The 25,403-nt window shown below is 35.6% G+C and carries 24 protein-coding genes and 2 pseudogenes; 19 read left to right on the forward strand and 7 right to left on the reverse strand.

The genetic code is table 11. The annotated features are described in order from the left end of the window. Positions 1–286, forward strand: a pseudogene (locus ACIQ2S_RS01995) (hypothetical protein); the annotation flags it as partial. 15 nt (positions 287–301) lie between these two features. Here ACIQ2S_RS01995 and ACIQ2S_RS02000 read toward each other — a convergent pair. Further along, complete coding sequence (locus ACIQ2S_RS02000) at positions 302–1,447, reverse strand: cystathionine gamma-synthase (RefSeq protein ID WP_396172415.1); 1,146 nt, start codon at positions 1,445–1,447, stop codon at positions 302–304. 81 nt (positions 1,448–1,528) lie between these two features. Continuing rightward, entirely contained in the window at positions 1,529–1,984 is a 456-nt protein-coding gene (locus ACIQ2S_RS02005; RefSeq protein ID WP_396172417.1) for a DinB family protein, read from the reverse strand. Positions 1,985–2,057: 73 nt separating this feature from the next. Here ACIQ2S_RS02005 and ACIQ2S_RS02010 point away from each other — a divergent pair, with 73 nt between their 5' ends. The 10 genes from ACIQ2S_RS02010 to ACIQ2S_RS02055 all read left to right on the forward strand — a co-directional run bounded on the left by ACIQ2S_RS02010 (position 2,058) and on the right by ACIQ2S_RS02055 (position 8,429). After that, positions 2,058–2,414: an arsenate reductase family protein gene (locus ACIQ2S_RS02010; protein WP_396172418.1), complete on the forward strand. Its 357-nt coding sequence runs from the start codon at positions 2,058–2,060 to the stop codon at positions 2,412–2,414. Further along, complete coding sequence (locus ACIQ2S_RS02015; protein WP_396172419.1) at positions 2,407–3,288, forward strand: DMT family transporter; 882 nt, start codon at positions 2,407–2,409, stop codon at positions 3,286–3,288. The genes ACIQ2S_RS02010 and ACIQ2S_RS02015 overlap by 8 nt, the downstream gene beginning before the upstream one ends. An 86-nt stretch (positions 3,289–3,374) precedes the next feature. Further along, positions 3,375–4,235, forward strand: a complete 861-nt coding sequence (locus ACIQ2S_RS02020; protein WP_396172420.1) for a YicC/YloC family endoribonuclease — start codon at positions 3,375–3,377, stop codon at positions 4,233–4,235. A gap of 43 nt (positions 4,236–4,278) precedes the next feature. Beyond that, positions 4,279–4,962 carry a hypothetical protein gene (locus ACIQ2S_RS02025; protein ID WP_396172421.1) on the forward strand — a complete coding sequence of 228 codons (684 nt, stop codon included), beginning with the start codon at positions 4,279–4,281 and terminating at the stop codon, positions 4,960–4,962. A 10-nt stretch (positions 4,963–4,972) separates the two neighbouring features. Continuing rightward, positions 4,973–5,560, forward strand: a complete 588-nt coding sequence (gene gmk, locus ACIQ2S_RS02030; protein WP_396172422.1) for a guanylate kinase — start codon at positions 4,973–4,975, stop codon at positions 5,558–5,560. 82 nt (positions 5,561–5,642) lie between these two features. Further along, positions 5,643–6,008: a four helix bundle protein gene (locus ACIQ2S_RS02035; protein ID WP_396172423.1), complete on the forward strand. Its 366-nt coding sequence runs from the start codon at positions 5,643–5,645 to the stop codon at positions 6,006–6,008. Positions 6,009–6,039: 31 nt separating this feature from the next. Then, positions 6,040–6,621, forward strand: a complete 582-nt coding sequence (gene nadD, locus ACIQ2S_RS02040; RefSeq protein ID WP_396172424.1) for a nicotinate (nicotinamide) nucleotide adenylyltransferase — start codon at positions 6,040–6,042, stop codon at positions 6,619–6,621. A gap of 17 nt (positions 6,622–6,638) precedes the next feature. Then, the gene (locus tag ACIQ2S_RS02045; RefSeq protein ID WP_396172426.1) at positions 6,639–6,782 is read left to right on the forward strand and encodes a hypothetical protein; all 144 of its coding nucleotides are present in this window, start codon (positions 6,639–6,641) and stop codon (positions 6,780–6,782) included. Then, positions 6,779–7,144 (forward strand): carboxypeptidase-like regulatory domain-containing protein, encoded by a 366-nt coding sequence (locus ACIQ2S_RS02050; protein WP_396172427.1) that lies wholly within the window; start codon positions 6,779–6,781, stop codon positions 7,142–7,144. Before ACIQ2S_RS02045 ends, ACIQ2S_RS02050 begins: the two co-directional genes overlap by 4 nt. Positions 7,145–7,262: 118 nt before the next feature. After that, positions 7,263–8,429: an iron-containing alcohol dehydrogenase gene (locus tag ACIQ2S_RS02055; RefSeq protein ID WP_396172428.1), complete on the forward strand. Its 1,167-nt coding sequence runs from the start codon at positions 7,263–7,265 to the stop codon at positions 8,427–8,429. A 227-nt stretch (positions 8,430–8,656) separates the two neighbouring features. Here the strand turns inward: ACIQ2S_RS02055 and ACIQ2S_RS02060 are convergent. Beyond that, positions 8,657–10,717 (reverse strand): annotated as a pseudogene (locus ACIQ2S_RS02060) (M13 family metallopeptidase). 165 nt (positions 10,718–10,882) lie between these two features. On the opposite strand from ACIQ2S_RS02060, the gene ACIQ2S_RS02065 reads away from it, so the two are divergent. From ACIQ2S_RS02065 to ACIQ2S_RS02085, 5 genes are all read left to right on the forward strand, one after another. Continuing rightward, entirely contained in the window at positions 10,883–11,554 is a 672-nt protein-coding gene (locus tag ACIQ2S_RS02065; RefSeq protein WP_396172429.1) for an SCO family protein, read from the forward strand. Between the two features lie 77 nt (positions 11,555–11,631). After that, entirely contained in the window at positions 11,632–11,865 is a 234-nt protein-coding gene (locus ACIQ2S_RS02070) for a ferrous iron transport protein A (protein ID WP_396172430.1), read from the forward strand. Between the two features lie 13 nt (positions 11,866–11,878). Next, on the forward strand, positions 11,879–13,978 hold the full coding sequence (gene feoB, locus ACIQ2S_RS02075; protein ID WP_396172431.1) for a ferrous iron transport protein B: 2,100 nt from the start codon (positions 11,879–11,881) through the stop codon (positions 13,976–13,978). A 452-nt stretch (positions 13,979–14,430) separates the two neighbouring features. After that, positions 14,431–16,659, forward strand: a complete 2,229-nt coding sequence (locus tag ACIQ2S_RS02080; protein ID WP_396172432.1) for a TonB-dependent receptor family protein — start codon at positions 14,431–14,433, stop codon at positions 16,657–16,659. 46 nt (positions 16,660–16,705) lie between these two features. Next, complete coding sequence (locus tag ACIQ2S_RS02085; protein ID WP_396172433.1) at positions 16,706–16,828, forward strand: FeoB-associated Cys-rich membrane protein; 123 nt, start codon at positions 16,706–16,708, stop codon at positions 16,826–16,828. Here the strand turns inward: ACIQ2S_RS02085 and ACIQ2S_RS02090 are convergent. Both ACIQ2S_RS02090 and ACIQ2S_RS02095 read right to left on the reverse strand, forming a co-directional pair. Beyond that, positions 16,825–17,643: a ZIP family metal transporter gene (locus ACIQ2S_RS02090; RefSeq protein WP_396172434.1), complete on the reverse strand. Its 819-nt coding sequence runs from the start codon at positions 17,641–17,643 to the stop codon at positions 16,825–16,827. The two genes, ACIQ2S_RS02085 and ACIQ2S_RS02090, sit on opposite strands and share 4 nt — an antisense overlap. Further along, positions 17,636–18,298, reverse strand: a complete 663-nt coding sequence (locus tag ACIQ2S_RS02095) for a metal-dependent transcriptional regulator (RefSeq protein ID WP_396172435.1) — start codon at positions 18,296–18,298, stop codon at positions 17,636–17,638. The genes ACIQ2S_RS02090 and ACIQ2S_RS02095 overlap by 8 nt, the downstream gene beginning before the upstream one ends. Before the next feature lie 98 nt (positions 18,299–18,396). Here ACIQ2S_RS02095 and ACIQ2S_RS02100 point away from each other — a divergent pair, with 98 nt between their 5' ends. From ACIQ2S_RS02100 to ACIQ2S_RS02110, 3 genes are all read left to right on the forward strand, one after another. Beyond that, positions 18,397–20,697, forward strand: coding sequence for a TonB-dependent receptor domain-containing protein (locus tag ACIQ2S_RS02100; RefSeq protein ID WP_396172436.1), 2,301 nt, complete (start codon positions 18,397–18,399; stop codon positions 20,695–20,697). A 127-nt stretch (positions 20,698–20,824) separates the two neighbouring features. After that, positions 20,825–21,952, forward strand: coding sequence for an ATP-binding protein (locus tag ACIQ2S_RS02105; RefSeq protein ID WP_396172437.1), 1,128 nt, complete (start codon positions 20,825–20,827; stop codon positions 21,950–21,952). A gap of 99 nt (positions 21,953–22,051) precedes the next feature. Then, complete coding sequence (locus tag ACIQ2S_RS02110; RefSeq protein ID WP_396172438.1) at positions 22,052–22,462, forward strand: BrxA/BrxB family bacilliredoxin; 411 nt, start codon at positions 22,052–22,054, stop codon at positions 22,460–22,462. A 54-nt stretch (positions 22,463–22,516) separates the two neighbouring features. Here ACIQ2S_RS02110 and ACIQ2S_RS02115 read toward each other — a convergent pair whose 3' ends face one another. Both ACIQ2S_RS02115 and ACIQ2S_RS02120 read right to left on the reverse strand, forming a co-directional pair. Then, the gene (locus ACIQ2S_RS02115) at positions 22,517–23,884 is read right to left on the reverse strand and encodes an efflux transporter outer membrane subunit (RefSeq protein ID WP_396172439.1); all 1,368 of its coding nucleotides are present in this window, start codon (positions 23,882–23,884) and stop codon (positions 22,517–22,519) included. Further along, positions 23,877–25,403 (reverse strand): efflux RND transporter permease subunit (locus tag ACIQ2S_RS02120; protein WP_396172440.1); only part of this gene is annotated, 1,527 nt, incomplete at its 5' end. The genes ACIQ2S_RS02120 and ACIQ2S_RS02115, both read right to left, overlap by 8 nt.

Below are 25,403 nucleotides of genomic sequence, written 5' to 3' on the forward strand. Positions count from 1 at the left end.
AACAGCGTCTTCTACTTTAGGTCCCCTGGGATCTGCATTAACTACTCCAGATAAATACATGAATGGTTTTAGAAATGACAGCGGTATTGCAGGTTCTTACTCCGTTGGATTTGGAGCTAGATATAAATTAGCATTATACCATGCTCTATTAATAGATTTCAGATACCAGCAATATTTTTCAGATTGGGTAGATGGTTTGAACCCCGATGGAAAAATATATACCGAAAATAAATCTAATGATACAATGGTATCACTAAGTTTCGGGTATGTCTATTACTTGAACTAACTCTTCCTTATTTTTTTACCTAAACGCTTGTTCGATATCCGCTAATAAATCATCGATATCTTCTACTCCTACACTAAGACGAACTAAATCGTCGGTAATCCCAATTTCTTTTCGTTTGTCAGCAGGAATCGATGCATGTGTCATCAATGCCGGATGATTGGCTAATGATTCAACACCTCCCAATGATTCTGCCAAAGTAAATACTTTTAACTTTTCTAAAAAGGAAATAGAATCTTCTTTTTTGGCTGATTTAAAGGTGAAGGAAACCATTCCTCCGAAACCGCCTAACATTTGTCGTTTAGCAATTTCATGAAATGGATGATCCGGTAATCCGGGATAAAACACCTGGTCAACCTCAGGATGATTACTTAAAAATTCGGCTACCTTCATTCCGTTTTCGCAATGTCTTTGCACCCGCAAATGAAGCGTTTTAATTCCTCGCAAAACCATATAACTGTCTTGAGGACCCAAAGTTCCGCCGGTTGCAAACTGAGCAAAATGTAATTTTTCGCCTAATTCCACATCTTTCACAATTAAAGCTCCTGCAATTACATCAGAATGACCGCCTAAATATTTCGTTGCTGAATGCATTACAATATCTGCTCCCAAATCCAAAGGTTTTTGAAGATACGGCGTTGCAAAAGTATTGTCTACCGCAAATAATAATTTTTTTGCAGTGGTGATTTTTGCAATAGCAGCGATATCTGCCAATTTCATTAATGGATTGGTTGGCGTTTCCACCCAAACTAATTTGGTGTTTTCATTGATTAAAGCTTGGAAAGCCTCCAAATTATTCATGTCTACAAAGTGGAATTTGATACCAAAATCCTGATAAATTCCGGTAAACATTCGATACGTTCCACCGTATAAATCGTCCATTGCAATCACCTCATCACCGGGTTTTAACAATTTTAAAACCGAATCTGTCGCTGCCAAACCAGAGGCAAATGCCAAACCTCGCACGCCGTTTTCGATACTAGCCAAAGCATCTTCCAATGCTTGACGCGTTGGATTGGCCGCACGACTATATTCATAATGATTGATTGGCACACCGGGACTTTTTTGTGCAAATGTGGATGTATTATAAACTGGAGGCATTACGGCTCCTGTTGAAGGATCATGGTGTTGTCCGCCATGAATAACTTTGGTATTGAATTTCATTGTTTACTGATTTGATGCAAAGATAGTAAGTTGCTCTTTTCTAATTTAATTTGACACTCACAAAGATTTGTGAAACTTCTTTTAAATAAGCTTTCGAATTTGCATCATTATCCCTAAATGCAAAGCTTCGTGGTAATAATTGAATGAAATTGCGTCCTCGATAGTTCGCATGGTAAAACCAACTTGAGAAGTAAATTCTTGGTAGTTTTTGAATGCTTGAGCATTATAATCCGTTTTTGTTTGATTGATTGTTTGAAAAAGATAGGAAAGAATTTCGTCCACTTCCGCTTGTGTGGCATCTTGTTCAGGTCTGGTACCTCGTTTGTATTTTTCAACAAACGAATCCGGAATATGCATTGACAAACCCGACAATTTATAGGTTAATATTTGTTGTACAACCACAATATGACCAATGTTCCAAATCAAATTATTTGAAAAACCTGATGGTGTTTTATTTAATTGTTCTAAAGTATAATCTTGTAAAAAAGAAGCCAGCACTTTTCTACTGGTTCGTGTAATATCAAAAGCCTGATGCATCGTTACATTTTTTGATAAAAATAAGCATTTTAAACGGCAAATGAATTTCCTTTGCAATTCAAAAAGCACCTACATGAAAAAGATATACTATCTCAAAACTTGTGATACTTGTATACGAATAATCAAATCGCTTCCTTCAACCGATAGGTTTGTATTTCAAGACATCAAGGAAGAACCAATTACTGTTAAACAATTGGAGGAAATGCATGCTTTATCAGGCAATTATGAACAGCTATTTGGCAAAAGAGCCAAATTGTATAAAGAAATGGGTTTAAAAGATGAAAAGCTCACCGAATCCGATTTCAAGCGATACATTTTAGAACATTATACTTTTTTAAATCGTCCAGTGATTGTCATTGCTAACAACATTTTTATTGGAAATAGTCCCAAAGTCGTTCAAGCTGCTATTGATTTTTTGAACAATGAATAAAAGAACTTGGGCACTTTTAGCAGCTACGATGGTATCTGTTATTTATGGCGTTACTTTTACTATCGCCAAAGATGTTATGCCTCAATATATTGAACCTTTTGGATTTATTGTACTTCGAGTAGGAGGTTCCGTCATTCTTTTTTGGATTGTATCTCTTTTTATCCCTAAAGAAAAAATTGATTTAGCCGATTTTCCACGAATTATTGCTGCCGCTCTTTTTGGTGTTGCATTAAATATGCTCACTTTTTTCAAAGGATTGAGCTATACTTCACCCATTATGGGAGCTGTTTTAATGGTGACCACACCCATGATTGTATTGATTCTCTCCGCTTTTATCATGCGGGAACGAATGAAAAAAAGAAAAGTTTTGGGAATTGTACTTGGTTTGGCAGGTACCATATCCTTAATTCTCTATGGAAAATCGATGATCAATGCTCCGAATGAAATGATAGGGAATTTACTCGTTTTTATCAACGCTGTTTCCTACGGATTTTACCTCATTTTGGTTAAAAAATTAATGGATAAATACAATGCCTTTACCTTTGTTAAGTGGATTTATACCTTTGGATTTATAATGGTTTTGCCATTTGGATGGAGTGAATTTGACGCCATCATTTGGGAAAATTTCACCCCGGATATTTGGTGGAAAGTTGTTTTTGTGGTGGTATTCTCCACTTTTTTAACCTACCTGCTCAATTTGGTTTCCATGCGTGAATTAAAACCAACCACCGTTGCAGTATTTATTTATCTGCAACCTCTATTTGCGACGATTTTTGCCATCAGTTTGGGTAAAGACGACCTTAGTTGGGTAAAAATAGGGTCGGCTGTTTTAATTTTTACCGGCGTTTATTTGGTAACACAGAAGAAAAATTAGTTTTCAATCTCAGTCTCAGTAAATCAGAAAACTGCGACTGAGACTGTAAACTTTTATTTATCTTTGAAGACATTTTTACAATTTTTATGATACAATCAATGACCGGTTTTGGGAAGGCCACTTTACAACTTTCCACCAAAAAAATTACTGTTGAAGTAAAATCGTTAAACAGCAAAGGTTTGGATTTGAATGTGCGAATGCCTTCTGTTTATCGTGAAATGGAATTGGGATTACGAAATGTAATCGCTCAAAAACTGGAACGTGGCAAAGTTGATTTCTCCATTTACATAGAAGTAACCGGCGAAGAAACTTCTTCAAAAATTAACGTGCCTATTGTGAAAGGATATATCAATCAAATGAAAGCTGTTATTCCAAATGCTGACGAAACCGAATTGATGAAAATGGCCGTTCGTATGCCCGATGCATTGAAAACAGAACGCGATGAAATTGATGAAAACGAATGGAATGAAATCATGAAAGTGGTTGAGGAAGCGTTGAAAAACATCGCTTCTTTCCGAATAGATGAAGGCAAATCATTGGAAAACGAATTCGTTTCCCGAATTGAAAATATTCGCACCTATATGAATCAAGCGGCAGGAATGGATACGGAGCGAATTGAAACGGTGAAAAACCGTTTGCGCACAGCTTTGGAGGAATTGGTTGCCAATGTTGATGAAAACCGTTTTGAACAAGAATTGATTTTCTATCTTGAAAAATATGACATTACCGAAGAACGCGTTCGTTTAGAAAATCATTTGAATTATTTTATCGAAACCATAGCCGGAACAGAAGCCAATGGAAGAAAGTTAGGTTTTATTACCCAAGAAATCGGTCGTGAAATCAATACGATGGGTTCTAAATCCAATCATTCAGAAATGCAAAAATTGGTCGTGATGATGAAGGATGAATTGGAGAAAATTAAGGAACAAGTTTTAAACGTTCTTTAAAATAAGGGAAAATAGAATCAAAAAAAAGGCGATCCCGAATACAATGAATAGAAGAAGATTAGTCGTATTCTTAATTTCATTAACTTTTACATCCTGTGGAAGTATAGTTAAAAACCTTGCTGGTTTTAAGAACCCCAAAGTGGAAAATAAGGAAGCATTAGAGGGCTATTTTAAGGGAGTTATGCCTCATGAAGACACGTACTATCTAGCTATTGAAAAAGTGGGTGATAGTGCTGCAATCTTCGATAATTTTTTTTATGTATTTAGTTCTGAAATGAAAATCTTTAGCAAAACAGGACAAAAATATTGTTATAAAGGTACAAGTGAATGCAGTGGTTCACAAATGACAAGTGCCTTTAATGAGTTTGAAGAAACATTTATTCCTTGTGTTGAAGATTCGATTGAAAATCTAAACGATGTAATTTCTAAATTAGTAGATAAGAATGGTAACAAACTTAATTTAACTGATTTACCGGAATCGGACTATTATATTTTTCAAAATTGGGATAAATATTCCAGTTCAAGAAAAAATCTGAAACAAGATTCTAATTGGATTTCTCAATTGAAAGAAAATTCTAAACTAAATGTTTCTATTGTATTTATAAATGGGGATTTATTAGATGAATGGGGACTAGAAAAGAACGGTAAACTGAAAACAAAATTTAGAAAAAATGACAAAGGCTTATCTTTTGATATTACTTTTGGGAAATTGCCTTTAAAACAATAAAAAACCTGAAATGAATTCAGACCAAACAAAAAAAGGAAAACTACTTGTCTTCTCCGCACCTTCCGGATCCGGAAAAACCACTATTGTAAGACATTTGCTAGCTCAACCCGACTTGAACTTGGAATTCTCCGTTTCTTGCACCACTCGTGAACCTAGAGGCGAAGAACAAAACGGTATTGATTACTACTTCATTTCATTACAGGAATTCAAAAACCATATCAAAGCAGAAGATTTCGTTGAATGGGAAGAAGTATACCGTGATAATTTTTACGGAACCTTGAAAAGTGAAGTCGAACGAATTTGGGCCAAAGGTAAAAACGTTATTTTTGACATTGATGTAGCAGGTGGATTGCGAATAAAATCGAAGTTTAAACAAGAAACATTAGCGGTTTTTGTGAAACCCCCAAGCATCGACGAATTAAAAATTCGTTTAAAAAAACGTTCCACAGAAAGTGACGAAAAAATCAATATGCGAATAGCCAAAGCATCAGTGGAATTGGCAACTGCACCCCAATTTGATACAATCATTAAAAATTATGATTTGGATGTGGCGAAAGCGGAAGCGTATGAATTGGTGAAGGAGTTTGTTAGTCGATAGTCTTTAGTGAAAAGTCCTTAGTCCTCAGTGAATAGTCCTTAGTGAAGTACATTATAAATTATTAATATTAAAAAACATAATTATGGCAGCTGTAAATTCCTATAAAGATTTACTAATTTGGCAAAAAGGTATAAGAATTGTCATTTTAGTGTATAAACTGGTTAAAAATTTTCCTGAAGATGAACGTTTTGCTTTAACAAGCCAGTTAAAAAGAGCAGCTGTTTCAATTCCTTCAAATATTGCTGAAGGTTTCGGAAGAAATACCGATAAATCATTCAGTTATTTTCTTGATATTGCTAAAGGCTCATTAAACGAAATTGAAACGCAACTCATTATTTCCAAAGAATTAGATTTTGTTAAAGATGAAAATTTATTTGATGAACTAATGCTACTGATTCAAGAAGAATCAAAAATGATTTATTCCTTTTCAAAAACCCTCAAAAACTAAGGACTAAGGACTATTCACTAAGGACTAAACCATGAAAATCGGTCTCTATTTCGGCACCTTCAATCCTATTCATGTGGGGCATTTAATCATTGCCAATCACATGGTGGAATATTCCGATTTAGATCAAGTTTGGATGGTTGTGACACCACACAATCCACACAAACAAAAAAGTACACTTCTGGATGATTATCATCGGTTGGAAATGGTGCATTTAGCCACCAAGGATTATCCTAAAATCAAACCTTCTGACATTGAATTCAAATTACCACAACCCAATTATACAATAAATACGTTGGCTCATTTACAAGAGAAATATCCAACTTATGAATTTGCGTTGATTATGGGTGAAGACAATCTGAACTCGCTTCATAAATGGAAAAACTACGAAGTGATTCTGCAAAACCATGCCATTTTTGTCTATCCTCGATTGAATTCCGGCGTGATTGACGAACAATTTATCAACCATCCAAAAATTCATCGGGTAGGAGCTCCCGTGATTGAATTATCCTCGACTTTTATACGCGAAAGCATCAAAAAAGGCAAAAACGTAAGAGCCCTTTTACCGGAACATGTGTGGGCTTTTTTAGATCATAATTTGTTTTATAGGAAGTAAAATTTAAATGATTTTCTATGAAAAAAATAAAAAAAGAAATAAAGACATCAAGTCAGATTGAATCTATTGATTTCAAAAAAGAAATAGAAAACGCAATCACAGCTGCGGAGTTAAAAAAAAGAACGACTACTTTTATTAAAACTTTAAAATGGGAAAAATGAATTTTAAAGGTTCATTCTTGTTAATTATTTTTCTTTTTTCATCCCAAGCAATTTGCCAAGAAAAAAAATTAGAAACAATCAAATTCAAAGTTGAAGAATCAAAAAACAATCCATTACCTGGTGTCTCCATTTATGTTAAAGGAACTTTAATCGAAACCTCGACCGATTTTGAAGGTGAAGCATTTTTAGATTTACACAACAATAATCAAACCATCCTTTTAAGCTTTCTTGGACCACAATTTTCATTTAAACTTAAAAACAATGTTGATTTTGTCTACATAGACCTTGCTAGCAGACGGGTTAGTTACTTCAAAAACGGGGAAAAAATAAAAACGAAGAAACTAATGTCAGATAGTTTTTAATTAACCACTCTTAACACTCCTTTACCACTTGTCCCTTGAATCGTTTTGTAACTTTGTAACCGTTTAAGTAGTAACCCTTTTAAACTCTTAAACATTTAACCTCTTAAACTATCATACAATGACAAACTTCGAATTATACAACCCCACCCATTACATTTTTGGAAAAGGTCAAATCTCTAAATTATCCGATCTAATTCCCGCAAAGAGTAAAATTTTATTGGCTTATGGAGGCGGAAGTATTTTTAAAAATGGCATTTACGACCAAGTAAAAACAGCCCTTGCAGGTTTTGAAATAGTGGAATTTGGTGGAATTGAACCCAATCCTCGTTTTGAAACACTAATGAAAGCGGTAGTCATTGTTCGTGAACAAAAAATCGATTTTATTCTTGCTGTTGGTGGTGGAAGTGTGATTGACGGTGTTAAATTCATTTCCGGTGCTGTAAATTATAAAGGAGAAGAAGCCGATATTTTAAGAAAAAAGATGTTATTCAAAGATGTTTCGAAAGTGATTCCGTTTGGAACGGTTTTAACTTTGCCGGCAACGGGTAGTGAAATGAATTCGGGTGCGGTGGTAACGATTGAAGCAACGCAGGAAAAATTAACCTTAGGCGGAAGTGCTTTATTTCCGAAATTTTCTATTTGTGATCCAACGGTTGTGGCTTCTTTACCAAAGAGACAATTGGAAAATGGTGTAGTTGATGCTTTTACGCATGTTATGGAACAATACCTAACGTATCCACACGATGCGTTATTACAAGACCGTATTTCAGAAAGTATCTTGCAAACATTGATTGAAATTGGTCCCGATGTCGTTAAAAATCCTTCGGATTATAAATTGGCTTCCAATTTTATGTGGTGTGCCACGATGGCGTTGAACGGATTGATTCAGAAAGGCGTGCCGAGTGATTGGGCAACCCATATGATCGGACACGAACTAACGGCTTTGTACGAAATTGATCATGCGAGAACATTAGCGATTATCGGACCGAACTTATACAAAGTAATGTTTGAAACCAAAAAAGAAAAATTAGCTCAATATGGCGAACGTGTTTGGAACGTTGAAGGCAATTCTGTTGAAGAAAAAGCTGAAAAAGCAATTCGAAAAACCGCTGATTTTCTTCATTTAATGGGAATGGATACCAAACTCTCCCATTTCACATCCGACTATGAAAAAACCGCCGATTTTATTGTGAATCGTTTTGAAGAACGCGGTTGGAAAGCCTTGGGTGAAAAACAGAATATCACGTTGGAGAAAGTACGAGCAATTGTTGAGATGAGTTACTAAGGTTCTAATGTACAAAGGCACTAAGGTTAAAAAGATGTACCACATCTTTCAACGTTTCGTGATAGCATGAAAATCAAAAGGCGTTCCTGAATGTATTTCGGGAACGCCTTTTTTCAAAACATCAAAACAAAATTTAACTAACTCTAACTTGTTTTTGTATAAATTAACAAAGTTTCTAACGAAGTATTTTTTTGTTTATTGCTTTGATTTTCATTATTTTATGAATTTTACCAAATTTTAACCCTTTTGTCATCTTCCAGATACATTCCATCTCCCGGTTTAATGTCAAATGCTTGATAAAAAGCATCAACGTTTTGTAAAGGCACATAGGCTCGGTATTGACCAGGTGAATGGGAATCTGTTTTAATTAGGTTTTTAATTGCTTCTTCGCGAGCTTTGCTTCTCCATATCGTTGCCCATGAAATAAAGAAACGTTGTTCGGGAGTAAATCCGTCAATTAAATCGGGTCTGCCGGTTTGTTTCAAATGAATTTGTAAACCGTCATAGGCGGCATTAACACCACCTAAATCACCAATATTTTCTCCCAAGGTAAATTTACCATCCACAAAAATTCCGGGTAGTGGTTCCAATTGACTGTATTGATCAGCCAATGAACCTCCTAATTGGGTAAATTGTTTCAAATCTTCGTCACTCCACCAGTTGACCAAGTTTCCATCGGCGTTGTAACGCGAACCGCTGTCGTCAAACCCGTGCGAAATTTCGTGACCTATAACGGCTCCAATTCCACCATAATTCACCGCTACATCAGCTTTGTAATCATAAAAAGGTGGTTGTAAAATAGCTGCAGGGAACACAATCTCATTAAATGAAGGGTTGTAATACGCATTGACGGTTTGTGGTGACATTCCCCATTCGGTTTTATCTACAGGTTTGTTGATTTTCGCAAAATTTTCTGCATTTCTCCATTTTGAAACACTTTTCATATTGTCAAAATAGGTTCCTCCTTCTTTTGGACCCACAATCGTTACGCCGGAATAGTCTTTCCATTTATCAGGATACCCAATTTTAACGGTGAATTTTTTTAATTTCGTAATGGCATTCGCTTTGGTGGAGAGAGCCATCCATGGCAAATTATTAATGCGGTTTTCATAAGCTAAAAATACGTTGGTAATCATTTTTTGAGCACTTACTTTTGCTTCCGGTGGGAACATTTTTTCAACATATATTTTACCTAACGCTTCGCCAAAAGATCCATTAACCGTTTGTAAAGCACGTTCGTTTCTTGGTCGCTGTTTGATGGCTCCGGTTAAGGTTTTGCCGTAAAATTCCCAGTTGGCATTTTCAATTTCTGTAGATAATGTTCCTGCAGAACGGTTTAACAAGGTCCAACGCATATAGGCTTTCCAATCTTCTACTTTGTTTTCATTAAAAATTGTTTCCAAAGCGTTCATGTATCGCGGTTGTGAAACAATCAATGTGTCGACTTTTGGCAAACCGACACTTGCAAGATAACCATCCCAATTAATGGTTGGAGTCAATTTTTGCAAATCCGCTACCGTCATGGGGTTATACGTTTTTCTTCGGTCTCTTCGTTCCACACGGTCTAAACGCGGTTTTGCCATGGCAATTTCCAAGGCTAAAATTTTCTCTGCATTTGCTTTAGCAACTTCCGGTTTTTCACCTAAATATTGCAGCATACGAGTTACGTGAGCTAAGTATTTTTCTCTCTTTTCTCTACTATCCTTATCGTCTGAAACATAATAATCTCGGTCGGGCAAACCTAAACTTCCCAAACCAACATTTACTACATTTCTGTTACTGTTTTTAGCGTCTGTGCCCACACCCACTCCAAAAAAGCCAATGCCTCCTTGGTTTTCCATTTCAATCATTAATTTTTCTAAATCCTTTGCACTTTTAACGGAATTGATTTTCTTCAAATACGGTTTTAAAGGATTGATTCCATTTTTATCTCGGGTAACCGTATCCAAAATCGTACGTTACAAGTTCAAGGCTTTTCCTTGATCAGAAGTTGCAGTATATGACGGATTGTTTAGTGCTTCTTTCAAAATCAACATCATGTCTTTGTCGGTTTTTTCACGAAGCTCATCAAAACTTCCCCAGCGTGTTCTGTCAGCAGGAATTTCGTTTGTATCTAACCATGTTCCGTTGACAAATCGAAAAAAATTATCGCTCGGTTTCACGGTTTTATCCATGTATTCTAAGTTAATTCCGTGGACCTCTTTTTTAACTTCTTGAGCGAATAAACTGGGTAAGCATCCCATCGCCATTAAAAAAACTAATGCTTTTTGACTAAGTATTTTATTCATGTTCCTTGTTTTTGGTATTTTTAAATTTAGCTAGTAAACAAATATATCGAGTTTTAAAATGTGGTATTGCTAAATTATGTTAAAATATCGCCAATTATAAATTGTTCAGTAGTACAAATAGATTTGAAAAAGAGTGTCTTTTGTACCTTTGTCAAAAAATTTAAAATGCTACAATTTATCAAAAGAAATCGAACTTTATTTTTAGTTTTCTTGATCTTTTCGGTCGTTTTTGTGTCCATTTCGTACACGCTTTTAAAACCTAAAAAATCGTTACCCATCTATAATCCGTCCATGGTAAACCCGGAAATGGTTGACAGTACTGTTCAGCACATCAGTAAATACCATACCATTGCTGATTTTTCCTTTACGAATCAAAACGGACAAACAATCACACAGAAAGATTACGAAGGAAAAATTTATGTAGCTGATTTTTTCTTTACCACTTGTCCGACTATTTGCCCGATTATGCAAGACAATATGCTTGAAATTCAAAAGGCATTTAAAGATAGTTCCAACGTTTTATTGCTTTCGCACACCGTAATGCCTCATATCGACAGTGTTTCGGTGTTAAAAAAATATGCGTTGGAAAAAGGAGTAATCGACTCTAAGTGGAATTTGGTTACCGGAGATAAAAAAGAAATTTTTTACATCGCACGAAAATCCTACTTAGCTGTAAAAACAGAAACAGAAGGTGAATTATACGACATGGTTCATACCGAAAACTTCATTTTGGTGGATGAACAAAAAAGAGTACGCGGCTTTTATGACGGCACAAATAAAGAAGAAATCGCTCGATTAATAGGTGATATTCAATTTCTTTTGGATTCAAAAAAATAATCACAAAACATGCGTACTAACAGTTGTGAGTAATTAAAAAAACGTACTTTTGTATTTAAATTAATTCTAAATAAGCATTGCAAACTACCGTTGACCAACTCAAAAAAGGCGAAAAAGGCATTATCATTACTTTTAATTTGGACACTATTCCTTTAAAATTGATTGAAATGGGTTGTATGGAAGGACATGTAATTGAATTGATTCAAACCGCACCTTTGGGTGACCCTCTTTATTTAGATATGAATGGTACTCATTTAGCCATTCGCAAGGAAATGGCTCGTGAAATTGTTGTAGAAATAATTCAAAATTAATTGCAACAAGGTCATGAAAGAAAATCCCATTAAAGTTGCACTTATTGGTAATCCTAATACGGGAAAAACATCGTTGTTTAATCAACTCACCGGCTTAAATCAGCAGGTGGGCAACTATCCGGGAATTACTGTTGAACGAAAAGTAGGAAGTTGTTCGTTACCAAATAACAACAAAGCAGTGATTCTCGATTTACCCGGAACGTATAGTCTCAATGCAAATTCGTTGGATGAAAATCTGGTCATAGAATTATTATTGAATAAAAACGACCAAGATTACCCCGACGTTGCAATAGTGGTTACTGAGGTTGAAAATTTAAAACGAAACCTCCTGCTTTTTACACAAATCAAAGATTTAGAAATTCCCACCATTTTGGTTATTAACATGGCCGATCAAATGGAACGTAAAGGCATTTCGTTAGATATTCCAAAATTAGAAGCTGTTTTAAAAACCAAAATCGCTTTAATTAGTTCCCGTAAAGCAAAGGGAATCAGTGAATTAAAAGATTTGATAGTCAACTTCAAACAATTATCTACCGAAGCTTGTTTAAATGCCTCAGAAATTGACAAAGACTATTTTGAAAGTTTACGCCGGATTTATCCGAATCAACAGCAATACAAATTGTGGTTGGTGATTTCGCAGGATGTAAATTTTGGTTCCATAAATAAATCTGTTTTACAAAACAATTCGTTTTCCAAACCTGATTCAGAATTAAAACGTTTGCAACATAAAGAAACGGTCAAACGCTACCAATTTATCAATGATTTATTGAAAGTTGCCAAAAAAGTAGATGTATCAAAAGCTCGCGATTTACGCAGTCGTTTAGACAAAATACTGACACATAAAATTTGGGGATATGTCATTTTCTTTGGCGTATTGCTGTTGATATTTCAGTCGGTCTTTGATTGGTCGAGTCTGCCGATGAACTTTATCGACGAGCAATTTGCCTCATTTAGTTCTTGGACGGCAAGAAATTTTCCTGCGGGAAAACTAACCGATTTGATCGCTCAAGGAATCATACCGGGAATTGGTGGTGTGCTCATTTTCATTCCGCAAATTGCCTTTCTTTTTCTTTTTATTTCCTTGTTGGAAGAAAGCGGTTATATGAGTCGCGTAGTGTTTTTAATGGACAAAGGCATGCGTCGTTATGGATTGAGCGGAAAAAGTGTGGTTCCTTTAATATCAGGCACTGCTTGTGCCATTCCGGCTATTATGGCAACCCGAAACATCGAAAACTGGAAAGAACGTTTGATTACTATTTTAGTAACGCCATTTACTACTTGTTCGGCACGAATTCCGGTTTATACCATTCTTATTTCAATCATCATTCCCGATCAACGCGTGTTAGGATTTTTAAATCTACAAGGACTAACTTTAATGGTTTTGTATGCACTTGGATTTTTAATGGCTATTGTTTCAGCGATGATTTTAAACAAAATTTTACAGTTCAAAAGCAAAAGCTATTTTGTAGTTGAAATGCCCAATTACAAAATTCCCTATTACAAAAATGTGGGCTTAAATGTGTTGGAAAAAACAAAAACGTTTGTTTTTGGAGCAGGAAAAATAATTGTTTCACTTTCTATTGTATTATGGTTTATGGCCTCTTATGGTCCGACTGATAATTTTAAAAATGCAGAAACAATCATTCGAACCGAAGCAAAAAATTCACTTACTGCTGATCAATTAGAGGATAAAATCGCGTCGTTTAAACTAGAAAACTCATACATCGGCATTCTCGGAAAATCAATTGAACCTGCCATCGCTCCTTTGGGTTACGATTGGAAAATTGGCATCGGAATTGTTGCCTCATTTGCCGCTAGAGAAGTATTTGTGGGAACTATGGCCACGATTTATAGCGTGGGAAGTCATGAAGAAGAAGTCAATACAATTAAGCAACGTATGCGGGCTGAAGTACATCCGGATACTGGGCAACCCATTTATACTTTTGCTTCCGGAATTTCCTTATTACTTTTTTATGCGTTTGCCATGCAATGCATGAGCACACTCGCCATTGTAAAAAAAGAAACTAATTCTTGGAAATGGCCTATTATTCAACTTTTTGTCATGAGTGGTTTTGCCTATTTAGTGGCATTGTTGGCTTTTCAGATACTATAGTAGATTACTTTTCCTTTTTACTTTAATTTAAGTTAATTCCACTTGACTTCAAGTCAAAGTAAAATATAATTAAAATTATGTGTCTTTAAGATCGAAGTGGTCTTTGATCAAATTATGGACTACTTAAATGTAAATTATAATAATTATGTATTCAAGATAGTCAAATATAATTGGACAATTTTCATACTATACTCGCATCATGGTGTGGACTTATGAACAGTTCTATAAATAGCAATTCTAGTACTTGATGGGCTTCAAACTTTAAAAGCAAGGATATAACCTGCCTAATATATTTTTGCCTTTCATTTTGAAGTTCTCGTATTCAAAAAAAATTGCAACCGTAAATTTTTCGCTATCAAACGTTTAAAAATTAGTTGAAATTTTATTATTTATAATTTGTCTAAATAAAAAATAGCATCTATTTTTGCAATGTAGAATTAATCTAAATAAAAATGCAGAAATATTTGACCCTTTTTTTAACTTGTAGCATCGCAATCTTAAATGCTCAAACGAACAATCAAAAACCGCAGGACACCATCCAATTAAAAGAGGTTGTTCTTGAACCCAAAAAAAATAGTCCGGAACGAATGGCCGAAATAAAAGACAACGTTTTATTTTCTGGTAAAAAAAATGAAGTTATAAAGCTATCAAACATTAACGGGAACTTTACCACCAATAATGCCAGAGAAATTTTTTCGAGAATTCCCGGGGCTACCATTTGGGAAAACGATGGTTCAGGTATTCAAATTAATGTGGCAGTTAGAGGTTTAAGTCCAAATAGAAGTTGGGAATTAAATACTCGTCAAAATGGATACGACATTTCTTCGGATGTTTTTGGTTACCCGGAAGCCTATTACAATCCACCCTTAGAAGCTGTTGAAACGATTGAATTGGTTCGTGGCGGTGCTTCTTTACAATTTGGACCCCAATTTGGCGGGATGTTGAATTATGTATTGAAAAGAGAAACGAAAAAGAAATTTTCTTTTGAAACACAAAATACTGTGGGAAGCTATGGTTTAATGAGCAGCTACAACGCCATTGGTGGTAATTATAAAAAGTTTTCCTATTACGTTTATAACCATTCGAGAAGTGCAGATGGTTGGAGAGAAAACAGCGAATACAGCGTTAGAAATACCCATGCTTTTGTTGAATATCGCTTTACTGATCAAACGAAATTATCAGCAGAATACACCAATATGGATTATCAAATGCAACAATCCGGGGGTTTAACCGATGAACAATTCAATAGTAACTCTCGACAATCTTTGCGAGAACGAAATTGGTTTGGCACACCTTGGAATGTGTTTTCAATAAACTTTGATACGAAAGTAAGTAACAACTTTTCTTCAAACACCAAACTTTTTGGACTTGTTGGCGAACGAAACAGTGTAGGTTTTACTGCAACTCCAAACATTGAAGATGCTATCAATCCTGCAACAAATGACTATGCCAACCGAAGAGTTGACCGCGATTATTATCAAAACTTTGGATTGGAAAACCGAAATATCTATAAATACAAACTAGGAAAAATTGACAACAATCTTGCAGTTGGCGTGCGTTTATACAAAGCAAATACCCAACGAGTACAAGATGGTAAAGGAACAACCGGTTCTGATTTTGATTTATCTATTGAAGGACAGTTTGCTCGCGATTTAGATTTTACAACAGAAAACATTGCTCTTTTTGCTGAAAATCAATTTAAAGTTTCGGAAAAATTCAGTGTTACGCCTGGAGTTCGTTATGAATATATTAAAAATACGGGTGAAGGAAGATTTGGCACTAGTGGTGGCAATGATATAGCATTTCCAGAGGAAACCATTGCACGAAGTGTCCCATTATTTGGATTAGGATTGGAGTACAAGTTTAGAACTACCAATATATATGCAAATATTACGCAAGCGTATCGACCCGTATTATTCTCTGATTTAACGCCCCCTGCAGTAACAGATGTTATTGATCCGAACCTTGCCGATGCAAGTGGGTTTAATGCTGATTTAGGATTCAGAGGAACATTTAAAAACTACTTAAACTTTGATTTTAGCTTATTTTATTTGAGTTATACTAACAGAATTGGTGGCGTTCGACAATTCATCAATAATGACCCCACCCAAGGAACGTTTTTATATAGAACAAATCTGGGAGAAATCGTAAATAAAGGAATTGAAGGCTTTTTTAATCTAAATATAACTCGTTTGTTTGAAGTTGAAAAGCCTTATGGTAATCTAGACTTATTTACATCCATAAGTTTTATTGACAGTCGCTATACCGATTTTAGCATTTTTTCTGCGTCCGGAACAGCACCAAATGTTACGATCACTGAAACCAACCTTTTAGGCAATAGAGTTGAAAACGCACCAAGATATATTCACAATTTTGGACTTTCTTGGGGGAATAACAATTTATCTGCTACGATGCAATATAGAATGTCGGGAAGGATTTTTACAGATGCAAACAACACTGCAACTCCTTCTGCCAATGGTGTAACAGGACTTTTGGACGGATATGGTGTTTTCGATTTATCGTCTGAATATAAATTTATGAAAAACTTCAATATACGTGCGGGAATAAACAACTTATTAAGTGAAGAATATGCTACTAGAAGAGCAGGTGGTTATCCCGGACCCGGAATTATTCCCGGGGAAGGCAGAACATTTTATATTTCGATAGGTGCTAAACTTTAACAAATAAAAGGTTTTCATTCAATTGAAAACCTTTTACTTTTACGCTATGATACAGAATGTTATTGTATATGTTTTAGTTATTGCTGCTGCGTTTTTTTTATTGAAACCTCTTTTCAAAAGGAAAAAATCAAAAAAAAACTGCGGCGATACTGATTGTGGTTGTCATTAACCCAAAGCCACATCTAATGTCATCATGATCACAAATCCGCCTATAAATCCTAAAGTGGCAATGTCGGTATTATTGGCTTGCTGAGTTTCCGGAATCACCTCTTCAACCACTACAAATATCATTGCACCGGCTGCAAATGCCAATGCATAGGGCAAAATAGGCGTGAAAAACGTAACTGCTACGGCTCCAATAACTCCGGCAATTGGTTCTACCAACGCAGAGGATTGTCCGTACAAAAAACTCTTTTTTCTACTCATTCCCATTCTCCGTAAAGGCATAGAAACAGCAATCCCTTCCGGAAAATTTTGAATCCCGATTCCAATAGCCAATATTGCAGCTCCGGCAATGGAAGCTTCGGGAACTCCAGCGGCAACACCACCAAATAAAACCCCAACAGCTAATCCTTCAGGTATATTATGTAACGTAATTGCCAAAACTAAAAGTGTGGTTTTTTGCCAAGGTGTTTTGACTCCTTCGGTTTCTTTGAAATTGATATGTAAATGAGGTAATATTTTGTCCAATCCAAATAAGAAAAAAGCCCCTAAAATAAATCCACAAGCAGCAGGAAAAACCTTTTCAAAACCTTCACCTTCCGACATTTCAATGGCCGGTGCCAATAAACTCCAGTAACTTGCAGCAACCATTACACCTCCGGTGAAACCCAGCATTCCATCCAGAGCCAAACGATTCATGGTCTTAAAAAAGAAAACAACAGATGCTCCCAAAGCGGTTAAAAACCAAGTAAACAACGTGGCATACAATGCTGCTAATACAGGGTCAATACTTTCTAAATAAGCTACAATTGAATCAAACATGTTCAACTAATTTTACAAACAGATTACTGGCTATTTTATGAGAAATTAAAATTTCATTTTGATTAATGACTATTGTCAGTGATAAATCAAAAAGCTCTTTGTTCACAACCTCAATCTCTGACCCCAGCGAAATATGTTGTTTATCAAGGTATTGCAAGAAACTCGGCGAACTATCTTTAACTCCCAAACAAATAACTTTTGTGTGCAACGGAACATCCGAAAGCAACTGTTTTTCAACTTTGATAATTTGCCCGTTTCGGTCCGGAATGGGATCACCATGTGGATCTTCTTTAGGGAAACCTAAAAACTCTTCCAATCGATTGATTAATTTCTCCGAATGAATGTGTTCCAATTCTTCTGCAACATCATGCACCTCATCCCAAGTGAAATCTAATTTTTCAACCAAAAAAACTTCCCATAACCGATGCTTTCGCACAATCATTTTCGCGGCTTTCAGTCCTTTAGGGGTTAAGTTTACACCTTGGTATTTTTGATAAATTACCAATTCTTTATCTGCTAGCTTTTTAACCATATCCGTGACCGAAGAAGCTTTACTTTCGATCATTTTTGCAATGGCATTTGTATTAATCCCTTTAGGAGAAACCAGGGATAAATGATAAATTACTTTTAAATAGTTTTCTTCAGAGTAGGTCATGCTTTGTCGCTACAAAATAAATTTCAAAACAAATATAAGATATATTATTTTATTTGTGTAAAATAATTGTTAGTTTTGTCTAAAAATTATTTTTCTCTATGAAAAAAATTATTCTGCCTTTTCTTTTAGCATTCTTTTTTAGCTCAATTGCTCAAGAAAAAGGGTTGGTTGTAGGTCACATTTTAGCAGATGGCCAACCCGTTCCCTTTGTGAGTGTTGTTTTGAAAAACTCGACAACCGGATCAACTTCCGATGAAAACGGAAACTTTTCGATCAATGTTCCCGCAGGAAAGCAAACAATAATTGTTCAAGCGATTGGTTTTAAAACACAGGAGAAAAATATAAATGTCCCGGAAAACGGCAAGATACATTTAGATTTTAATCTGGAAGAAAGTGTTTTTGGATTAAACCAAGTCGTAGTTTCTGCCACCAGAGGCTTGCAAAAAAGAACCGAAGCACCGGTGATTGTAACGGTTACCAACTCCGAAGTGTTACAAAAATCGCAAGCCATTAGTTTGTCTGAAGGTTTGAGTTTTCAACCGGGATTGCGAATGGAAACCAATTGTCAGAATTGCGGATTTTCGCAAGTTCGAATGAATGGTTTAGATGGAGCTTATTCACAAATTTTGATGGATAGTCGTCCAATTTTTTCAGCATTAAACGGTGTTTATGGCTTAGATCAGATTCCAACCAATATGATTGAACGTATTGAGGTAGTTCGTGGTGGCGGGTCCTCTTTATATGGCTCCAATGCCATTGCCGGAACCATTAATATTATTACAAAAGACCCGATTGCTGATTCGTTTGAAATTAATACGCACTATGGTTTAATTGGTGGAACTTCCCCCGACAAAGCTATTACTTTAAACGGAACTGTTTTAAGCGACGATTTAAATTTAGGTATGCAAATTTTTGGAATGCTTCGAGACCGGACACAATTTGATGCGAATGATGATAATTTCACCGAAGTTCCTTTGATGGAAAATCAAACATTTGGATTTAAAACGTTTTACCGTCCCTTTGTTCGAAGTAAAATAACTGCAGAATTTCATACCATCAATGAATTTAGAAGAGGTGGCGAAAATTACTTTGATAGGCAACCTTTTGAAGCGTATACGACTGAACAAATTACATCAAAAATGACTGGGGGCGGCTTAACTTATGAAAGCTATTCGGAAAATGAAAAAAACAAATATGCCTTCTATTTCAACACGCAACAATCAAAAAATGATAACTTTTACGGAGGAAGAATTGATGATGAGTTGGGCAACATCAATAACGAAGAAAGCTTAAGAGGCTTTGGAAATACGGAGGTTAAAACATGGATTGGGGGCGGACAATATATTCGCAAACAAGATACTTTTTTAAATGGAACAGGCACATTAACCGTTGGTTCTGAATACAAAAAGGAAATCATGACCGATGCAAAACCGGGGTACAATGCTTTTGTCAATCAAACCTTGGATATTTTAGGAATTTATGCTCAGGAGGAATGGAAAGTCAATGAAAAATTGAAAGTATTAGCTGGTTTGCGTGCCGATTTTCACAATGCAGCAGACGAAGCAGTCATTTTTAATCCACGTTTAAATATTTTATACAATCTGAAAGAAAATTTACAATGGCGAAACAGTTACGCCAAAGGATTCAGAGCTCCGCAAGTCTTTTCGGAAGATATTCACGCCAGAATTGCGGCAGGCGAAGTGGCTCTGGTTGAGCTGGCCGATAATTTGGTTTCGGAAACTTCGCATTCGTTTTTAACATCATTAGATTGGAATAAAGTTTTACCTAATTCAGAAGCGGGTTTGACCTTTGAAGCATTTTATACACGATTGAACGATCCATTTGTTTTGGAACAGATTTCGGAAACCATTTGGGAAAAAAGAAACGGAAAAGGAGCTGATGTTTTTGGAATAAATTTAGAAGCAAAATATGCACCGGGTCAGAAATGGCAGATTCAAGGTGGAGCTACGCTTCAAAAAGCATTATATGACGAAGCTGTTCAATGGACAGAAAATAGCGTAAACACAAATCAGAATTTTTTCCGTTCACCAAATGTTTACGGAAATTTGATGACTACTTTTTCTCCTAAAAAAGCTTTTCAAAACAATATTTCATTGGTTTATACGGGAAGTATGTACGTGCCGCATTTTGCTGGATACATTCCAACAGATACTTTGGAAAAAACCGAGAATTTTTTTGAAGTCAATATCAAATCGTCGTACGTTTTTGAAGTGAAAGAAAAATTTCAAATTCAGTTGAGTGGCGGCATTCAAAATATTTTAAACAGTTACCAAAGTGATTTTGATAAAGGCGTTAACCGCGATGCGAGTTATATTTATGGTCCGTCACGACCCAGAACGTTTTTTATCGGATTAAAGTTTGGTACAGATTTGCTGTGATTTTATAACTTTTGCGGATTTGAATCCGTAAAAAACATAACTTTTGCGGATTTCAATCCGTAAAAGTCATGACTTATTTGCAATTAAAAATGTTTTTGGTTAGTTTTGTGCTGTAAAACAACCTTTTATGAGTATCCAACGCGAATTAATAGAAACCTTACAGTTAAACTTAATCAAACATAAAGTTATACTTTTATTTGGTGCAAGGCAAACCGGAAAAACTACTTTACTAAAGAAATTACTAACTTCTGATGATGATGTTCTTTGGCTGAATGGCGATGAAAGCGACGTTCGATTGATGTTGCAAAATCAAACTTCTGCAGGATTAAGAGCGTTTATAGGTGCTAAGAAAACGGTTATTATTGACGAAGCCCAACGCATCGAAGATATTGGATTGACAATAAAACTAATTCACGACAACTATCCGGAAATTAAAATAATTGCCACAGGTTCTTCTTCTGCTTTTGAACTAAAAAACAAAACCAACGAACCATTAACAGGAAGAAAACTAGAATTTAAACTTTTCCAGTTTTCTACTAAAGAATTGGTAAATCACCATGGCCTTTTAAACGAAAATAGATTATTACAGCACCGAATGATTTTTGGATATTATCCGGACATTGTCAACAATTTAGGTGATGAAACAGAATTATTAAAAAACTTAGCTGACAGCTATTTGTTTAAAGATATTTTAATGCTTGACGGCATTAAAAAACCTGAAAAACTGATCAAACTTCTTCAAGCATTAGCTTTCCAAGTAGGTTCAAAAGTGTCCTATAATGAAATCGGTACCTTAGTAGGTCTAGACAGTAAAACAATTGAAAAATACGTTGACTTGTTGGAACAATCATTTGTTATTTTCAAACTAAATAGTTTTAGTAGAAATCTGCGAAATGAATTAAAATTTTCAAGGAAAATATATTTTTACGATAATGGAATCCGAAATGCAGTAATCAATAACTTCTCGCCACTTGCTATTAGACAAGACACTGGAATGTTATGGGAAAACTATTTAGTTTCTGAACGAATGAAAAGAAACCACTATGATAAAAACTATTGTAATTCCTTTTTTTGGAGAACAAAAGCACAACAGGAGGTAGATTATTTAGAAGAGAAAAACGGAAAACTATTTGCTTATGAGTTCAAATGGAATTCAAAAAAAAATGCCAAGATTACTAAGACTTTTACATCAAATTATCCGGAAGCAGAAATCAACATTATAACACCGGAAAACTATCTGGACTTTGTGCTATAATTGCTTATTTAATCATAACAAATCTTTATGATTATAATCGTTCTAAACAATTGATTTCTTACTAACTTTGCAACCTGAAACTTTTTAAAATAAAAGAATATGTATCCAGAAGAAATGATAAAACCCATGAGAGCCGAATTATCAAACGTTGGTTTTCAAGAATTATATAGTGCAGAAGCTGTGGAAACTGCTTTAAAACAAAAAGGAACAACTTTAGTAGTTGTGAATTCTGTTTGCGGATGTGCTGCGAGAAATGCAAGACCGGGAGCAAAAATGAGTTTAGACGGAGCAAAAAAACCCAGTCAATTGGTTACTGTTTTTGCTGGTGTAGACAAAGATGCAGTAGATGCAGCAAGACAACACATGTTCCCTTTTCCGCCTTCTTCGCCAAGTATGGCTTTGTTTAAAGATGGTGAATTGGTTCACATGTTGGAACGCCACCATATTGAAGGTCGTCCGGCAGAAATGATTGCCGAAAATTTAAAAGATGCGTACAACGAATTTTGTTAAATAGAAAACCACCTGAAAAAGGTGGTTTTTTTATGACTTCTATAGACCTGTTTATTACCAACCTCCACCCAGAGCTTTGTACAACTGCATGACAGCAGATAATTTTTCTTGAGATAAGCGGGACAAATTTAATTCAGAATCAAACAACGAACGTTCTGCATCCAATACTTCTAAATAAGAGACATAACCACTGTCATATCGAGCTTGTGAGAGTTTTAAATACGTTCGTGCAGCCTCTGTTTGTCTAGTCGCAGCCTTCCATTCTTCGTTGTACGTTTCAACACCAACCAAGGCATTTTCAACTTCAGCTACTGCGTTTAAAACCGATCGCTGGTAGTTTAATTTAGACTCCTCCGCTTTCTGTTTGTTCAAAACAACGCGTTGTTTATTTTTTCCAAAATTAAACAAAGGTCCAAAAACACCTCCACCCACATTTTGAATATACGAGCCACTATCAAATAATTTAGAAATTTCCGGACTTGCAAATCCTGCAAAAGCAGCAATATTGAACGATGGAAAACGCATTGCCTGAGCCACTCCTATACGTTCGTTTGCTGCAATGTATTGTAATTCGGAACGCTTAACATCCGGTCTGTTTTCCAATAATGTGGAAGGCAAAGCTACGGGTATTTGTGTGTTGACAGTCTGCTCAAAATTCCATTTACCACGTGCAATAGGGCCTGGCATTTGACCGGTTAGTATGTTCAAGGAGTTTTCTAAAACGGTAATAGTTCGTAAAACTTGTTGCAATGTACCTTCAGCAATAGCCACTTGTTGTTCCACTTGCACTTTATCCAATTGCGAAACATATCCTTTTTCAAAACGTTGACCAATAATTTCATCCGATTTTTTTCTGGATTCAATTGTTTTTTGGGTAATAGTTAAACGATTATCAAAATCTCTTAATTGAAAATAGGTGGTTGCAATTTCTGAAACCAAACTGGCAACAACTACCTTTCTGGCTTCGTCTGAGGCCAATAACTCGCTTCTTAAAGCTCCGGTTTCGTGGCGTATTTTACCCCAAAAATCTAGTTCCCATGACAAATTAGCACCTAAACTACTAGGAAATTCAAAGGATTGTTTGCTATTTACTTGACCAACATAACCAATATTAGGTAACAAATCAGCTTTGGTAATTCCCAAAACTGCTTTAGATTGTTCAATTCTTGCTAAAGCAATTCTAACGTCATAATTATTATCGAGTCCTTTTTTAATTAAATCCTTTAAAACCGGGTCGTCAAAAATATCAAACCATTTAACGTTTGCAACCGAATCATTTACATTTGCATCAGCGGCTTGATTTGAATAACTCTGTGGATTATTTTCTATCTGCGGGCGACTATATTTTGGTCCAACTTTACAACCAATTGGAAGTAATACTGCAATCAACAAAACAGTTAGTATTCTTAAATGCTTACTCATGGCTTGAAGTATTTGATTCAATATTATTTTCCACTTCTTTGATTTCCTTCTTCTTACTTCCGATTTTTTCAATCATTATAAACAATCCCGGAACAACTAAAACCCCTAAAATAGTAGCAATTAACATTCCGCTAAACACAACCATCCCCATAACTATCCTAGCTTGCGAACCGGCACCTGTTGCAGTTAACAAAGGTACAACACCAAGAATAAATGCAAATGCCGTCATTAAAATTGGTCGGAATCGAAGTTTTGCAGCTACCATCGAAGCTTCAAAAAGTGGCACTCCTTTTTCATATTCTTCTTTGGCAAACTCAACAATTAAAATCGCGTTTTTAGCAACCAAACCAATAAGTAATACCAATCCAATTTGAGCAAAAACGTTATTTACATAAGCATCGCTGCCTAATCCTGCTAAAAACAATCCTAAGAATGCTCCAAACACGGCAAAAGGGGCTCCAAGTAAAACGCTAAATGGTAGTTTCCAACTTTCGTATTGTGCGGCAAGAATTAAAAACACAAATACCAATGCCATTAAAAAAACAGAGCTCCCGCCCGGCGAATGTTTTATCTGGTAAGAAAGATTTATAAAATCGTAACTCATGTCAGCCGGAAGAGTTTCCTTTGCGACTTCTTCCAAAGCATCTTGGGCCTGAATGAAGCTATAACCTTTAGCCGGTCCTCCACCAATTTCGGCTGAACGAAATAGATTCACCCGGTTTGTAAATTCTGGACCGGTAACTTTTGTTGCGGTAACCAAAGTCGATAATGGCAACATATCGCCATTGTCGTTTTTTACATAAATCAAATTCAAATTTTCAGGCTTGACACGATCGGCAGCTTCGCCTTGCAAAAACACTTTATACTGCCGTCCAAAACGATTAAAGTCGTTAATATAAGTTCCACCCAAAATCGCACCTAAAGCATCCGTAATTTTTGAAACTGGAACACCCAATTTCATCGCCTTATTATTATCAATCTCTAATTTTATTTGAGGTGTGCCCGCGTTATAAGTGGTATATATTCTTCCGATTTCAGGACGCTTTTGAGCAGCTGCAATAAAAGCTTGCGTTTGCTGCGAAAGGTATTGCGGCGAATTTCCTCCTCTATCCTGTAAAATTAAACTGAAACCTGCTGAAGCTCCTAAACCTTGAATGGCAGGCGGTCCAAAAGCAAATGCAGTTGCTTTAGTAATTTGCGTTGAAAGTTTAGCATTCAATTTATCAACGAATTCTTTTGCCGTTTCAGAACGTTCTTCCCAGGGTTTTAACGAGATAAATACAAAAGCACTATTCGTTTGGTAGGATCCGGTTAACATACTAAAACCATTGATTGTAGTGTAAGACAATATTGATTCTTCATTTGCCAAAAAGCTATCTACTTGTTTTGAAACTTCATCTGTACGTTGGAGTGAAGATGCTGGGGGTAATGAGATATTAACCAGTGCATATCCTTGATCCTCTTCAGGAATAAAACCCATTGGAATTTTTTTACCTAACAAAGTGACAGCAAGCAAAAC

Source organism: Flavobacterium sp., from assembly GCF_044371705.1.
Classification (GTDB): Bacteria; Bacteroidota; Bacteroidia; order Flavobacteriales; family Flavobacteriaceae; genus Flavobacterium.

Coding starts and splice junctions, on each gene's coding strand:
- ACIQ2S_RS02005 (WP_396172417.1), bottom strand. CDS start 1,984: ATGCATCAGGCTTTTGATATTACACGAACCAGTAGAAAAGTGCTGGCT.
- ACIQ2S_RS02115 (WP_396172439.1), bottom strand. CDS start 23,884: ATGAGTAAGCATTTAAGAATACTAACTGTTTTGTTGATTGCAGTATTA.
- ACIQ2S_RS02095 (WP_396172435.1), bottom strand. CDS start 18,298: ATGACCTACTCTGAAGAAAACTATTTAAAAGTAATTTATCATTTATCC.
- ACIQ2S_RS02065 (WP_396172429.1), top strand. CDS start 10,883: ATGCTACAATTTATCAAAAGAAATCGAACTTTATTTTTAGTTTTCTTG.
- ACIQ2S_RS02025 (WP_396172421.1), top strand. CDS start 4,279: ATGAATAGAAGAAGATTAGTCGTATTCTTAATTTCATTAACTTTTACA.
- ACIQ2S_RS02010 (WP_396172418.1), top strand. CDS start 2,058: ATGAAAAAGATATACTATCTCAAAACTTGTGATACTTGTATACGAATA.
- ACIQ2S_RS02015 (WP_396172419.1), top strand. CDS start 2,407: ATGAATAAAAGAACTTGGGCACTTTTAGCAGCTACGATGGTATCTGTT.
- ACIQ2S_RS02000 (WP_396172415.1), bottom strand. CDS start 1,447: ATGAAATTCAATACCAAAGTTATTCATGGCGGACAACACCATGATCCT.
- ACIQ2S_RS02080 (WP_396172432.1), top strand. CDS start 14,431: ATGCAGAAATATTTGACCCTTTTTTTAACTTGTAGCATCGCAATCTTA.
- feoB (WP_396172431.1), top strand. CDS start 11,879: ATGAAAGAAAATCCCATTAAAGTTGCACTTATTGGTAATCCTAATACG.
- ACIQ2S_RS02090 (WP_396172434.1), bottom strand. CDS start 17,643: ATGTTTGATTCAATTGTAGCTTATTTAGAAAGTATTGACCCTGTATTA.
- ACIQ2S_RS02035 (WP_396172423.1), top strand. CDS start 5,643: ATGGCAGCTGTAAATTCCTATAAAGATTTACTAATTTGGCAAAAAGGT.
- ACIQ2S_RS02055 (WP_396172428.1), top strand. CDS start 7,263: ATGACAAACTTCGAATTATACAACCCCACCCATTACATTTTTGGAAAA.
- ACIQ2S_RS02050 (WP_396172427.1), top strand. CDS start 6,779: ATGAATTTTAAAGGTTCATTCTTGTTAATTATTTTTCTTTTTTCATCC.
- gmk (WP_396172422.1), top strand. CDS start 4,973: ATGAATTCAGACCAAACAAAAAAAGGAAAACTACTTGTCTTCTCCGCA.
- ACIQ2S_RS02105 (WP_396172437.1), top strand. CDS start 20,825: ATGAGTATCCAACGCGAATTAATAGAAACCTTACAGTTAAACTTAATC.
- ACIQ2S_RS02045 (WP_396172426.1), top strand. CDS start 6,639: ATGAAAAAAATAAAAAAAGAAATAAAGACATCAAGTCAGATTGAATCT.
- nadD (WP_396172424.1), top strand. CDS start 6,040: ATGAAAATCGGTCTCTATTTCGGCACCTTCAATCCTATTCATGTGGGG.
- ACIQ2S_RS02085 (WP_396172433.1), top strand. CDS start 16,706: ATGATACAGAATGTTATTGTATATGTTTTAGTTATTGCTGCTGCGTTT.
- ACIQ2S_RS02100 (WP_396172436.1), top strand. CDS start 18,397: ATGAAAAAAATTATTCTGCCTTTTCTTTTAGCATTCTTTTTTAGCTCA.
- ACIQ2S_RS02020 (WP_396172420.1), top strand. CDS start 3,375: ATGATACAATCAATGACCGGTTTTGGGAAGGCCACTTTACAACTTTCC.
- ACIQ2S_RS02110 (WP_396172438.1), top strand. CDS start 22,052: ATGTATCCAGAAGAAATGATAAAACCCATGAGAGCCGAATTATCAAAC.